Below are 13,278 nucleotides of genomic sequence, written 5' to 3'. Positions count from 1 at the left end.
GGGCAATCACGAACAGGCAACACCCGGTTTCTTCACAGGGTTACGGCCGGTGCCTCACATCGTCGCGTACGCGCCCGTGATCAGGACGATTCCCGTGCCCGCCATCGCCCACGCGAGCCGGGTCCGGCGCAGGCCGCCCGCCACCACGACCGAGGCGAGCAGCAGGGCGCCGCCGAAGGGCACCCAGGCGTAGAGGACGCCGGCCGGGCCGGAGCGTACGACGTCGCTGGAGCCGGGCTTGACGACGACCGAGTACGTCCGGCCCTCGCGCACCGACGCGGTGTGGGCGATGACGACCTTGCTACGGGGCTGCGAGCCGCGCGAGACGGGGGTGTAGGGGCCGGTGCAGACGTTGTCGGCGCAGCGCGTCACCCGCACCGTGCCGCTCTCGCGCCCCTTGGTGAGCATCACGTGCTGCGCGGTGCCCCAGGACGCCCACACGCCCGCGATCAGGATCAGCGCCGCGACCGTGGCCATCGCCGCCGCGCGCCCGAACCGCAGCGCGGAGACGGCGCCCCGGCTGGAGATGACGGCACTTGGCATGGCCGCGATCCTTGGCCATTGCCTTGCTGAAAGTCAATCCGAGGCCGGTCGGGAACTCCGGGACCCCTTCCAACTTTCTTAAGATGAACGGATGGTGACGGGCACCGCCGTGAAACGGGGAGACCCATGAGCACACTGCTGTTCGGCCACGGCACGCAGGCATCGCGGTCCGCTTTCGACGGCATGTCGGCTGCCCGCGACGCCTGCTTCGGTCACCCCGGCCCCCAGCGGCGGCTCCGCGCCACCCCGCGGGCGGCCGCATGAGCACAGAACTGTCGGGCATCACCCCGCAACGCACCCGGGCCGTCCTCGTCGGCGTGGAGAGCTACGGCGGCGACCCCTTCCACGACCTCGACGGCTCCGCCCAGGACGCCCTCGGCCACGCCCGCTGGCTGCGCGCCCACGGCGTACCCGCCGAGAACATCCGGCTCTGCCTCTCCCCGCTCGCCCACCGCCGCGAACAGGCCGAGACCACCGCCCGCGACCTCGGCATCCCCCTCCTCGACGCCGACCACGCCACCGTCCACCGCGTCATCCGCGACGAACTCCCCGAATGGGACGCCGATCTGCTCTGGTTCGCCTGGAGCGGCCACGCCGCCGTCACCTCCGGCACCACCCGCCACCTGCTCATCCACGCCGACGCCCGACCCTTCGAGGACGCCGCCCTCGACACCGGCAACATCCAGAGCGCCCTCCTGTACAACCCGCGCTACCAGCGCATCCGCCACAAGATCATCAGCATCGACGCCTGCCGCAACCACGTCGAAACCCTGGACGTCTTCGGCGAGAGCCGCCTCGGCGCCGGCCCCCCGGTCCCCACCACCAGCCGCCTGCTCCTCCTGCACGCCACCCAGGACGGCGACATCTCCTACGGCGACCAGCGCGGCGGCGCCTTCACCCGCGCCCTGCTCGCCGAACTCGACGCCGCCGAGAGCCCTTGGCCGCCCGACCCGCGGCCCCTGATCGAACAGGTCCGCGGCCGGATGGCCGCCGACACCGGCCTCGCCCAGATCCCCGCCATCGACGCCCGCACCTGGGACGCCGAGCCACTGCACTACGCCGGCTACCGCCCCCGCACCCGCCCCACCTGGCTCCTGACCACCGACGAGGTCCTGCGCCGCCTCGGCAACCGCGGCACCTACCTCACCAACGACACCCTCCCCTACGTCGCCCCCGAAGACCCCGACCACCCCGCCCGCCCCGAAAACCTCCTCGCCCGCCTCGACGACCCCGCCCGCGGCAGATTCGGCGGCCCCGGCTGCGGACTGCTCCTCACCGGCCTCGCCGGCGCGGGCAAGACCCGCACCTGCCTGGAGATCGCCTCCCTCGCCGAACGCAGCGGCTGGCTGGTGCTGCACATCCACGACGCGGGCGCCCTGTCCGCACGCGTACTGCTGGAGGAGATCCAGGAAGAGCTCAAGGACCGCCAGGACCAGCGCGTACTGCTCGTCCTGGACTACCTCGACCAGCACATCCGCGACCAGTCCGGCCTCGACCTGCGCGACCTCGCCGACCTGCTGCACACCGAACGCGCCGAGGGCGCCCGCATCGCCTGCCTCGCCTCCGTCCGCCCCGGCGCCCTCGCCGAAGTACGCGCACGCGGATCGCGCACCCTGTTCGAGGAAGTCGCACTCGAACAGGCCGAAAGCCATCTGCGTACCGTCGCGGCCCGGATCTTCGAGCGGGTCGCCCCCCACGCCTACGACGCCTGGGGCGCCGACGACATGGCCCGGATCTGCGGCACCCGGCCCATCCTCGCGCTGCTGTTCGCCATCGCCTTCGAAGGCGCCCTCGACCAACGCGACGGCGACCCGCCCGCCGTCCCCCCGCCCGCGGAACTCGTCGACTGGCTCAACCGCCGCACCCGCCGCGACATCGCCTCCGCCGACGGCGCCCCGCGCGGCGAACCCGACCCCGTCCTCGTCCGGGCCAGCGCCCTCGCCACCCTCGCCTGCGTCCAGCGGCGGACCGCCATCGAAGACGTCGTCGACCGCTTCCTGCAGCACACGGCCCACACCCACCACACCGGCGAATCCGTCGTCGACAACCTGGAAGCACTCGGCTGGCTCGTCACCACCGCCGACGGACCCGACACCGTCGACACCATCCACGACATCGTCACCGACCAACTCCTCGAACAGAGCTGCCTGCCCCAGGCCGTCACCGTGGACACGGCCGTCCTGCGCGCCTTCCTCGACGCCCTCCTCGCCGACCTCACCGCCTTCCGACGGGCCGTCGGACACCTCAGCCGCTGGGCCCACGACCAGAGCGACTCCGTCCGCAAGAAACTCGCCGCCACCCTCTCCAGATGGCTCACCCGCCAAGCCCCCGACGTCCTCGCCCTGCTCCTGTCCATCCCCGACCAGGGCATGCGCGCCCTCGTCTCGATGAGCTCCGCGAGCCCCTGGCAACAAGCCGTCATCGACACCTGGGACAGCCTCACCGGACCCTGGATCGCCGCCACCACCCAACCCGGCCTCGTCCGCGTCCTGCTCACCGACGCCGTCCGCAACAGCCCCCGGCCCCTCCCACCCGTCCTGCTCGACCACGCCCACACCTGGCTCGACACCCACACCGCCGACGACCTCGACGCCCTCCAGCTCATCAGCGCCCTGCGCCGCGCCCACGACCCCGACGACGCCGAGCACACCCGCCTCGACGCCCTCACCCTCACCTGGCTCGACGCCCACGGCACCGCCCCCGAGGCCCGCTACGCCCTCCTCGCCCTGCTCACCGCACCGCACGACAGCGGCCCCGCCCCCGGCCCCGCCGTCCGTGACCGGGCCACCCGCACCACCATCGCCCTCGCCCACCAGCTGCGCGGCCGCCCCGACACCGAACGCCTCATTACCGCCCTGATGCGCACCGCCCACACCGACGAGGACGACAGCAACCTGCTGCACACCGCCGCCCGCGACTGGCTCACCCAGTACCGCGCCCGGGAACGCGCCACCTTCCTGATCTCCGCCACCCTGCGCCGCCGCGACCCCGACGTGAAACCCGGCCTCGCCGAACAGATCGCCCGCTACGCCCTCGACTGGCTCGACACCCACGGCCGCAAGGACAAAGCCTGCTTCGTCCTGCACGACATCCTCAGCCGCCGCGGCCAGACCACCACCATGGAACGGCGCGCCGTCGAGCACGCCCTGACCTGGCTCGCCCGCAACGGCACCACCGCACAGGCGTCCTTCGTCCTCCAGCCCCTGCTCCAGGTCCTGCGCCGCCAGGGCACCGCCACCGACCCCGGCCACCTCACCGACGCCGTCGACCGGGCGCTCACCTGGACCGACCTCCACCCCAAGGCCCCCGGCGCCGACTTCGTCATACGCAACCTCCTCGAATGGCAGGGCCTGTCCACCCGGAACCACGACGAGGCCGACATCGTCCGCCGCACCCTCGAACCGGCCGTCGACTGGCTGGACTCCTTCGGCGCCACCGCCGACGACGACCGGCTCCTCAAAGCCGTCTTCTTCCGCACCCACGCCCTCACCGAGCAGCAGACCGAACGCGTCACCGCCGTCGCCCTGGACCGGCTCCCGGCAACCCCCGAAGAGAGCGACCGGCACATCATCGGCGGCCTCCTGCGCGCCGCCGGGAACCTGCCCACCCCCACCAAGAACGCCGCCCTCGCCCGCGCCACCGCCTGGCTCACCGCCCACGGCACCGGAGCCGACGCCGCCCTCGTCCTCGGCCCCTACCTGCTCCTCGCCCAGCCCGACGAGATCCCCGCCGCGACCAGACGCACCGGCGCCGCCCTCGCCCTGGACTGGCTCCACGACCACGGCCGCACCCCGCAGGCCTTCGCCGTCCTGCGCAAACTGCTCTTCTACTGGGACGTCGCCACCGACACCCTCGACGCCACGCAGGTCATGACCACCATCATCGACCACGTCCTCGACTGGCTGGAGGACCCCGACGCCCACCACCCCCGGCCCGCGGACCCGGCAGAGGAGCACCCCCTCGACGACACCGACACCGACAGCTCCGAGAACTCCGCCGACCCCATCGCCTACCGCCGGCAAGTCCTCGTCCGCGTCCTGTTCCGCTTCGGCGCCCGCCTCACCACCACCCAGGCCCAACGCGCCGTCGACATCGCCCTGCGCCTCTACCGCGACCGGCCCCGCGAAGACATCGGCCCGGACAACGCCCTGCACTACCTGCACAGGCTGCCACCCCTGCCCGAGCAGACCGAACAGCGCCTACTGCGCCAGGTCCGGCGCGTCCTCACCCCCGGCATGACCAACCCCGCCGACGCCCGCCTCCTCCAGGCCGCCGTACGCCGCCAGCGCACCGCGGAGAACCCCGACCCCCGCATCGTGACGCGGGCCGTGCAATGGCTCGACCGGCACCACCGGCTCCCCGAGGCCGGCTTCGTCCTCTGCCACCTGCTCCAGTTCGAGCACCTGCCCGACGACGCAGAACAGCCCGCACTCGCCCACGCCCGCGCCTGGCTGAGGAAACACGAGAACACCGAGGACGCCGCCTACGTCCTCGCCCCCCTGCTGCTGCGCATGCAGCAGTCCACCGCACCCGACGACGGCACCGTCGGCCAAGCCCTCACCTGGCTCGCCGAACACGGCGCGAGCGAACCCGCCTGGCGCGTCATCTCCCGCCTCGCCGGCTACACCCCCGCCGCCCGCCACCGCGACACCCTGCACGCGTACGCCGTCACCTGGGCCGCGGCCAACCCCGGCACCGCCGACCACGACCGCCTCATGGCAGCCTTCGCCCCTACGAGTCGTACGTCTGCCGAGCCCGCTCCAAGCGCCCCTACGAGTTGTACGTCTGCTGAGCCCGCTCCAAGCCCTCGATGACCAGGCACTCCACCGCGTCCGCCGCCCGGTCCACGAAGTAGTCCAGCTCCTTGCGCTCGGCGGAGGCGAAATCCCTCAGCACGAAATCCGCCACCGGCATCCGCCCCGGCGGGCGCCCGATCCCGAACCGCACCCGGTGATAGTCCGAACCCATCGCCTTCGTCATCGACTTCAGACCGTTGTGCCCGTTGTCACCGCCACCCAGCTTCAGCCGCAGCGTGCCGTAGTCGATGTCCAACTCGTCATGGATCGCGACGATGTTCGCCACCGGCACCTTGTAGAAGTCCTTCAGCGCGTTCACCGGTCCGCCGGACAGGTTCATGAACGACATCGGCTTCGCCAGGATCACCCGCCGGTTCAGCGGTCCCGGCGGCCCGATCCGCCCCTCCACGACCTGTGCCTGCGCCTTCCCGGCCCGCTTGAACCTCCCCCCGATCCGCTCGGCCAGGAGATCCACCACCATGAACCCGACGTTGTGCCGGTTCATGGCGTACTCGGGCCCGGGATTGCCGAGGCCCACGATCAGCCACGGGGCATTGGCGTCGGTCGTCACGTACGTCTCCTCGATACGCGCCGGCCGCCGCTTCCCGGAAGGAAGCAGCGGCCGGCGAACAAGTAACTACGGCTTCGGCGCCGATCAGGCCTCGGCGGCCTCTTCGCCCTCGGCGGCCTCGCCCTCCGGGGCTTCCTCGGCCTGCGCGGCCAGGACCTGCAGCACGACCGCGTCCTCCTCGACGGCCAGGGTCACACCGCTGGGCAGCGTGATGTCCTTGGCGAGCACCGAGGCACCGGCCTCCAGGCCCTCGACGGAGACCGTGACGGCCTCGGGGATGTGGGTGGCCTCGGCCTCCACCGGAAGCGCGTTCAGCACGTGCTCCAGCAGGTTGCCGCCCGCGGCCAGCTCGCCCTCGGCGTGCACCGGGATCTCGACCGTGACCTTCTCGCCACGCTTGACCAGCAGCAGGTCCACGTGCTCCAGGAAGCCCTTCAGCGGGTCACGCTGCACGGCCTTCGGGATCGCCAGCTCGTTGGTCTTGCCGTCGATCTCCAGGGAGATCAGAACGTTCGGCGTACGCAGCGCCAGCAGCAGGTCGTGGCCCGGAAGGGTCAGGTGCAGCGGGTCGGAGCCGTGGCCGTAAAGAACACCGGGCACCTTGCTGTCACGGCGGATGCGGCGGGCCGCACCCTTGCCGAACTCGGTGCGGGTCTCGGCGGCGAGCTTCACCTCGGACATAACGATCACTCCTCGTAGGGTGAGAAACGGACAGGGTCACCCGGCCACGAACGGCCTGCTACGAAGAGCGCGTCGATAACGGACCGCCGTACACATGAGTACGGCCTCCCTCGCCGAGCAACTGCAGCAGTCTACTCGGCAGGGGAGGCCACACCCAAAACGATCTTTCAGCGGAGCCCGACGGCTCCTACTGCTCGTCGAACAGGCTCGTCACCGAACCGTCCTCGAACACCTCACGCACCGCACGCGCGATCGTCGGCGCGATCGACAGCACCGTGATCTTGTCCAGGTCGTCCGCCAGCTCGCCCGGCGTCGGCAGCGTGTTCGTGAACACGAACTCGCTCACCCGCGAGTTCTTCAGCCGGTCCGCCGCCGGACCCGACAGCACACCGTGCGTCGCCGTCACGATGACGTCCTCCGCGCCGTGCGCGAACAGCGCGTCCGCCGCGGCACAGATCGTGCCACCCGTGTCGATCATGTCGTCGACCAGCACACACACCCGGCCCTTGACCTCACCCACGACCTCGTGGACGGTCACCTGATTCGCCACGTCCTTGTCACGCCGCTTGTGCACGATCGCCAGCGGCGCACCCAGCCGGTCGCACCAACGGTCCGCGACCCGCACCCGGCCCGCGTCCGGAGACACCACCGTCAGCTTCTCGCGGTCCACCTTGCGGCCCACATAGTCCGCCAGCAGCGGCAGCGCGAACAGATGGTCCACCGGACCGTCGAAGAAACCCTGGATCTGGTCCGTGTGCAGGTCGACCGCGAGAATCCGGTCCGCACCCGCCGTCTTCATCAGATCCGCGACCAGCCGCGCCGAGATCGGCTCACGACCACGGTGCTTCTTGTCCTGCCGCGCATAACCGTAGAACGGCACGATCACGGTGATGGAGCGGGCCGACGCACGCTTCAGCGCGTCGATCATGATCAACTGCTCCATGATCCACTTGTTGATCGGAGCCGTGTGGCTCTGGATCAGGAAACAGTCCGCACCACGTGCCGACTCCTGGTACCGCACATAGATCTCGCCATTGGCGAAGTCGAAGGCCTTCGTCGGGACAACCCCGACACCCAACTGCTGGGCGACCTCCTCGGCAAGCTCGGGGTGGGCGCGGCCGGAGAAGAACATCATCTTCTTCTCGCCGGTCGTCTTGATCCCGGTCACAGCACTGTCTCCTCAGAGGTGTCTCAGCTGGAAGTCGAGAGAACGCACCAGCCCGTCCCGGCTGGTGCGAGAGGCCGTCTCAGCTGGTTAGGTGCGGATGTGCACTTATCACGGTACGCCGTCCCCGACGCACCTGTTTCCGGTCAGCTTCCGCCGTCCGACTCCCGGGACGCCACCTCGGCAGCCTTCGCCGCGGCACTCCCCGGACGCTTACGGGCCACCCAGCCCTCGATATTCCGCTGCTGACCACGGGCCACGGCCAACGAACCGGGCGGAACATCCTTCGTGATCACGGACCCGGCAGCGGTGTACGCACCGTCCCCGATCGTGACAGGCGCCACAAACATGTTGTCCGAACCCGTCCGGCAATGCGACCCGACCGTCGTGTGATGCTTGTCCTGCCCGTCGTAGTTCACAAACACACTCGCGGCACCGATGTTCGTGTACTCACCGATCGTCGCGTCCCCGACATACGACAGATGCGGAACCTTCGTCCCCTCACCGATCGACGCGTTCTTCGTCTCGACGTACGTCCCGATCTTGCCCTTCGCCCCCAGCCGCGTCCCCGGCCGCAGATACGCGAACGGCCCCACCGACGCCTCCGCACCCACCTCGGCCCGATCCGCCACCGTGTTGTCCACCCGCGCCCCCGCGCCCACACGCGTATCGGCCAGCCGGCAGTTCGGACCCACCTCGGCACCCTCACCGAGGTGCGTGGCCCCCAGCAGCTGCGTACCCGGATACACCACCGCGTCCTGCTCGAACGTCACCGTGACATCCACCCAGGTCGTCGCCGGATCCACCACCGTCACCCCGGCCAGCATCGCCTCGGTCAGCAGCCGGTCATTGAGAATCCGACGCGCCTCGGCAAGCTGCACCCGGTTGTTGATACCGGCGATCTCCCGATGATCCCCCGCGACCGACGCACCCACCCGATGCCCCGCCTCACGCAGAATCCCGAGCACATCCGTCAGATACTCCTCACCCTGACTGTTGTCCGTACGCACCTGCTTCAGCGCATCGGTCAACAGCGCCCCGTCGAACGCGAACACCCCGGAATTGATCTCCCGGATCGCCCGCTGCTCCTCGCTGGCGTCCTTGTGCTCCACGATCGCGGTGACGGCACCGGTCGCCGCGTCCCGCACGATCCGGCCGTACCCGGTCGCGTCCGGCACCTCGGCCGTCAGCACCGTCACGGCGTTGCCGTCGGCGGAGTGCGTGGCGGCGAGCGCCTGGAGCGTGGCGCCGGTCAGCAGCGGGGTGTCCCCGCACACGACGATGACGGTGCCCTCGACCCGGCCACCGAGCTCTTCGAGCCCCATCCGGACGGCGTGCCCGGTGCCGTTCTGCTCCGCCTGCACGGCGGTACGGACGTGCGGATCGACCTCGGCGAGATGCGCGGTGACCTTCTCGCGGGCGTGGCCGACGACCACGACCAGGTTCTCGGGCCGCAACTCACGCGCGGCGGCGAGCACATGTCCCACGAGGCTGCGACCACAGATCTCGTGCAGCACCTTGGGTGTGGCGGACTTCATACGGGTGCCCTCACCCGCTGCGAGAACGACGACGGCTGCCGGGCGAATGGCGCTCACGGAGTTGCCCTTCGGCTTTTGGGATGGGGTGGGGTGACATCCGCAGGATACCGGGGCGTTTCGCGGGGGAAATGAGAGCGGGCCCTGACGTGAAAGTCAGGGCCCGCTGGGCCGGCTCCCGGGGGAGGACTCGAACCCCCATAAGTGACACCAAAAGACACCGTCTTGCCCTTAGACGACCCGGGATGGCCGCTATGTCCGGTTCGATGAATCGCCCGGACGGACAGCCTCTACTATGCCGTACCACCAGCCCTCGATGCGACGGTGTAGGTCAGCGCTCATGAGTACTGCGACTCTCAGGCAGCCGTGGTAGCCCTCGCCTGTGTTGGTTCGGTTGGTCCTGGGGTTGTGCTTTTTGAGGCTTGTTTTCAGCAGGTCGCCAACTTGGATGCCGACTTGCTCGGCCCAGTAGGACTCGGCCGCCGGGATGTCTGCAGACTCATGGATGTTGACTGAGAATCGTCGGCGCTCAGGTTCCACACCAAGCAGGTCCAGCCAGCTGAGGAAGACCCTGATCATGTTCGGGTCGCTGTTCACGAAGATCACGCGTCGGTGAGCTCCGGGCTTGGCCTTCGCGCCCTCGGACCAGTAGAGACCCACGCCGATCAGAAAGAGCTCGCGTGGGGTGAGGGAACCGACTTGGGCGTATGCCCTGTTCCGCATTTCTTCCCTCGCCGCTCGACGGTTCTCGACGGCCCGCTGTACGCCCAGCCGTGCCGCACTTGTGTCTGGGGGCTGACGCTCGGGTGACGGGAGGTCCCGCACCCACAGGGAGATCGAACTCTTCGAGCACCCCAGCTCCGCTTGGATCCGGTCGTACGTCCACCCCTGCTTGCGCAGTTCCCGTGCCCTGTCGCGCAGGTCGTCCTTGGCGCGAGGGCGTTTGGTCCACTCCGGGGGAGGCTCGCCCTTTACCAGCCGGTTGAGGATGTCGTTGTTGTAGACCTTCAGCTCGTCCCGGATCTGCCGGAGGCTGTAGCCCGCGCGCCGTAGCGCCACCGCCCGTTCCCGCAGGCCCTCGAAGTCGGCGTACTTGCCTTCCGCATGTGCCATAGGCATACCGTCCGGCCGGAATCGGATCTTCCGGGGTCGAACAGTAAGCGATTCACCAGTTCGAGGGATTTCGGGGCGTTCTGCGTTCGGACGGTCACTCGGGGTGGTGTAGGCCAGTACCGGAAACTCGCCGGAAAAGCCGCGCCCGGCGCCCGTAGGCTGGGAGGCATGACCGCGACGGGGGAAGACGACACCGGGGCCCGTACCGGGCCGTGGTGGTGGGCGAGGTGGCGCAGTGCCGCGCTGGACATTGGGCTGGCGGCCGTGTCCGCGCTGGAGTGCGGGGCGAAAGGGTTCAGCTTTGCCGCGGACGCGGGGATCCCCGCTTTCGTGGGTGTGCTGTTCGGGGTGCTGGCCGGTTCGGTACTGGTGGTGCGCCGGCGGTGGCCCATCGCCGTGGTGCTGGTGTCGATCGCTGTGATGCCTGCCCAGATGGGCTTTTTGATGATCCTGGTCGGTCTGTACACGCTTGCCGCTTCCGAGCTGCCGCGGCGGATCATCGGGGCGCTTGCGGCGATGGCGACGGTCGGGATGCTGATCGTGACGTTCGTCTGGCTGCGTCAGGGTGTGGATCAGGGCGATCTGGAGTTCGGTGGCTGGTTCGTGCCGTTCGGCGCGATCACGACGTCGCTGGGGATGACGGCGCCGCCTTTGCTGCTCGGTCTGTATGTGGGTGCGCGGCGTCGGCTGATGGAGTCGCTGCGTGAGCGTGCGGACAGTCTGGAGCGGGAGCTGCAGCTGCTCGCCGAGCGTGCGGAGGAGCGCGCGGAGTGGGCGCGTGGTGAGGAGCGCACGCGGATCGCGCGCGAGATGCACGATGTGGTGGCGCACCGGGTGAGCCTGATGGTGGTGCATGCGGCCGCGTTGCAGGCGGTTGCCCGTAAGGATCCGGAGAAGGCGGTCAAGAACGCCGCTCTGGTGGGTGACATGGGTCGTCAGGCGTTGACCGAGTTGCGCGAGATGTTGGGTGTGCTGCGGTCCGGTGGTGATGCGGGGGCCGAGCGGCGTCCGGCGGTGCCGTTGGCGGCGGTGGGGGCTGCCGCTGCGGCTGCCGCGTCGCGGGAGGCTTCGCGGTCGGTGGAGGAGTCCGAGGGGCCGTCTCTGGCGGAGCTGGACGAGTTGATCGGGCAGTCCGCGGCGACGGGGATGGTGGTGGCCCTCTCGGTGGAGGGGGACGCGCGCAGTTATCCGCCGGAGGTGGAGCAGACGGCGTACCGCGTGGTGCAGGAGGCGTTGACCAACGTGCACAAGCATGCGGCGGGTGCGAAGACGTATGTGCGTCTGGCGCATCGGGTGTCGGAGATCGCGATGCAGGTGGAGAACGAGCCTCCGCCGGAGGCGGCGTCTTCCGCGCGGTTGCCGTCGGGCGGGAATGGCCTGGTGGGGATGAAGGAGCGGGTTTCCGCGTTGGGTGGGGTGTTTGTGTCGGGGCCGACGGATGCCGGGGGGTTCCGGGTGTCGGCGGTGATTCCGGCGGTGTGAGGCCTTGCGGCTTTCCGTGAGGCCTTGCGGCTTTCAGGGTGCGGTGAGCCGTACGGGTTCGGTGCCGGCGACCAGGGTGGTCAGGGCGGTGTCGATGTCGGGGCCGAGGTACCAGTCGCCGGTGTGGTCGAGGGTGTAGACGCGGCCTTCGGTGTCGATGGCGAGGAGTGCCTGGCTGTCGGTTTCGGCGCCGAGGGGGCAGACCTCGGTGTCGAGGGCGCGGCCGAGGTCGTTGAGGGTGCGGGCCATGTGCAGGCCGTGGAGTGGGTCGAGGTGCAGGGGGACGGGGGCGACTTGGCGGCCGGGGCCGGTGGGGTTGATGTGGAGTCCGCCGAATTCGGCCCAGGCTTCTACCGCGGCGGGGAAGACGGTGTGGCGGTGTCCGGCGGGGGAGGTGTGTTCGCGCAGGGTGTCGGCCCAGATTTCGGCTTGTTTGATGTCCCAGCGGCCGGGTTGCCAGCCGGCGGCGCGCAGGGCGGCGTCGACGGGTACGGGGAATCGGGTGGTGGACGTGCGGTCCGGGTGCATCTGCCCTCGTTCGTGCGGGTGTGTGGGTGGGGGCCGCGGCCGGTCAGCCGTCGTCGCCCGCGGGGTCGATGACGCGTACGCCGAAGTGGGCGCTGAGGGCGGCGCAGGCGCGGCAGGGTGGGGCGAAGCCGCCGTGCAGGGGGTCGCCGTCCTCGCGGATGTGGCGGGCGGTGAGTTTGGCCTGTTTCAGGGCTTTGCGTGCTTCGCCGTTGGTCATGGGTTTGCGGGCGGCACGTTTGCTGCGGGCGGCGTCGATGTTGGAGATGTGCCGGGAGATGAGGATGGTTTCGGCGCAGCGGCCGGTGAAGCGGTCGCGTTGGGCGCTGGTGAGGGTGTCCAGGAAGTCCTGGACGAGTGGGTGGAGTGTGGGTGGCTGGTCGCCGCGGGCGGCGGTGCCGGTGAGGGTGGCGCCGCGGACGGAGAGGGCGGCGGCGATGGTGGGGAGTATGCCGTCGCGGCGGTGGCGCAGCGTAGGCGTGTGGGGGGCTTCGGTGGCGCTCCAGCCGATGCGGGGGTCGCCGGACGCGGGGCCGTCGGTGGTGCCGGTTTTCGGCCCGCCGTGTGGTCCTGTCTGCGTCGCGTTCATGATCGTCATCCCCTCCCGAGCATCCCCCCGGACGACACAGAGTGCCAAATGCCGTGGCTGGTGCGGAAGCTGGGGCGGTGCGACACGCCCGGGTTTGGGCAGGCTGTCACGGTGGGGTGACGGCTGGTCACGGAAGCGGAGGGGTGCTGACTGGTGCCCGGTGACCGGTGTCGCCGTACCGCATAGGCTGTCGCCACCGCGATCCATGCGGTTGACGCGTGGAGAGAAGTCGATACGGGGCGTAGTGGCCGAAGGGGGTCATCGCGCGCCGTACCAGA

Annotated in this window: 11 protein-coding genes and 1 tRNA gene; 3 read left to right on the top strand and 9 right to left on the bottom strand. The window is 70.0% G+C overall.

Going from position 1 to position 13,278, the window contains the following annotated elements; translation table 11 throughout:
* Positions 1 to 54: 54 nt before the first annotated feature.
* Positions 55 to 543, bottom strand: coding sequence for a hypothetical protein (locus ACZ7L7_RS22825; RefSeq protein ID WP_285515279.1), 489 nt, complete (start codon positions 541 to 543; stop codon positions 55 to 57).
* A gap of 126 nt (positions 544 to 669) precedes the next feature.
* On the opposite strand from ACZ7L7_RS22825, the gene ACZ7L7_RS22820 reads away from it, so the two are divergent.
* Both ACZ7L7_RS22820 and ACZ7L7_RS22815 read left to right on the top strand, forming a co-directional pair.
* Complete coding sequence (locus tag ACZ7L7_RS22820; protein WP_285515280.1) at positions 670 to 807, top strand: hypothetical protein; 138 nt, start codon at positions 670 to 672, stop codon at positions 805 to 807.
* Positions 804 to 5,357 (top strand): caspase family protein, encoded by a 4,554-nt coding sequence (locus ACZ7L7_RS22815; protein WP_472076955.1) that lies wholly within the window; start codon positions 804 to 806, stop codon positions 5,355 to 5,357. Before ACZ7L7_RS22820 ends, ACZ7L7_RS22815 begins: the two co-directional genes overlap by 4 nt.
* Here ACZ7L7_RS22815 and pth read toward each other — a convergent pair.
* The 6 genes from pth to ACZ7L7_RS22785 form a co-directional block, all read right to left on the bottom strand.
* Positions 5,314 to 5,910 (bottom strand): aminoacyl-tRNA hydrolase, encoded by a 597-nt coding sequence (pth, locus tag ACZ7L7_RS22810; protein ID WP_285515282.1) that lies wholly within the window; start codon positions 5,908 to 5,910, stop codon positions 5,314 to 5,316. The genes ACZ7L7_RS22815 and pth overlap by 44 nt on opposite strands.
* A gap of 84 nt (positions 5,911 to 5,994) precedes the next feature.
* Positions 5,995 to 6,591 (bottom strand): 50S ribosomal protein L25/general stress protein Ctc, encoded by a 597-nt coding sequence (locus ACZ7L7_RS22805; protein WP_285515283.1) that lies wholly within the window; start codon positions 6,589 to 6,591, stop codon positions 5,995 to 5,997.
* Between the two features lie 187 nt (positions 6,592 to 6,778).
* Positions 6,779 to 7,759, bottom strand: coding sequence for a ribose-phosphate diphosphokinase (locus ACZ7L7_RS22800; RefSeq protein ID WP_285515284.1), 981 nt, complete (start codon positions 7,757 to 7,759; stop codon positions 6,779 to 6,781).
* A 143-nt stretch (positions 7,760 to 7,902) separates the two neighbouring features.
* Positions 7,903 to 9,351 (bottom strand): bifunctional UDP-N-acetylglucosamine diphosphorylase/glucosamine-1-phosphate N-acetyltransferase GlmU, encoded by a 1,449-nt coding sequence (gene glmU / locus ACZ7L7_RS22795; RefSeq protein WP_285515285.1) that lies wholly within the window; start codon positions 9,349 to 9,351, stop codon positions 7,903 to 7,905.
* 115 nt (positions 9,352 to 9,466) lie between these two features.
* Positions 9,467 to 9,537, bottom strand: a tRNA-Gln gene (locus ACZ7L7_RS22790).
* A 6-nt stretch (positions 9,538 to 9,543) separates the two neighbouring features.
* Positions 9,544 to 10,404, bottom strand: coding sequence for a hypothetical protein (locus ACZ7L7_RS22785; RefSeq protein WP_471430664.1), 861 nt, complete (start codon positions 10,402 to 10,404; stop codon positions 9,544 to 9,546).
* Positions 10,405 to 10,572: 168 nt separating this feature from the next.
* Between ACZ7L7_RS22785 and ACZ7L7_RS22780 the strand changes: the two genes are divergently transcribed.
* Entirely contained in the window at positions 10,573 to 11,886 is a 1,314-nt protein-coding gene (locus tag ACZ7L7_RS22780) for a sensor histidine kinase (protein WP_285515287.1), read from the top strand.
* 33 nt (positions 11,887 to 11,919) lie between these two features.
* Here the strand turns inward: ACZ7L7_RS22780 and ACZ7L7_RS22775 are convergent, their stop codons facing one another.
* A complete protein-coding gene (locus tag ACZ7L7_RS22775) occupies positions 11,920 to 12,414 on the bottom strand; it encodes an SUKH-3 domain-containing protein (RefSeq protein WP_093721682.1) in 495 nt (164 codons plus the stop codon).
* 43 nt (positions 12,415 to 12,457) lie between these two features.
* Positions 12,458 to 13,009, bottom strand: coding sequence for a YwqJ-related putative deaminase (locus tag ACZ7L7_RS22770; protein ID WP_472076953.1), 552 nt, complete (start codon positions 13,007 to 13,009; stop codon positions 12,458 to 12,460).
* Positions 13,010 to 13,278: the final 269 nt, after the last annotated feature.

The organism is Streptomyces sp. NPDC110618 (assembly GCF_055657065.1).
The sequence above is the reverse complement of the archived record's forward strand: the minus strand, read 5'-3'. Positions and strand labels throughout refer to the sequence as shown.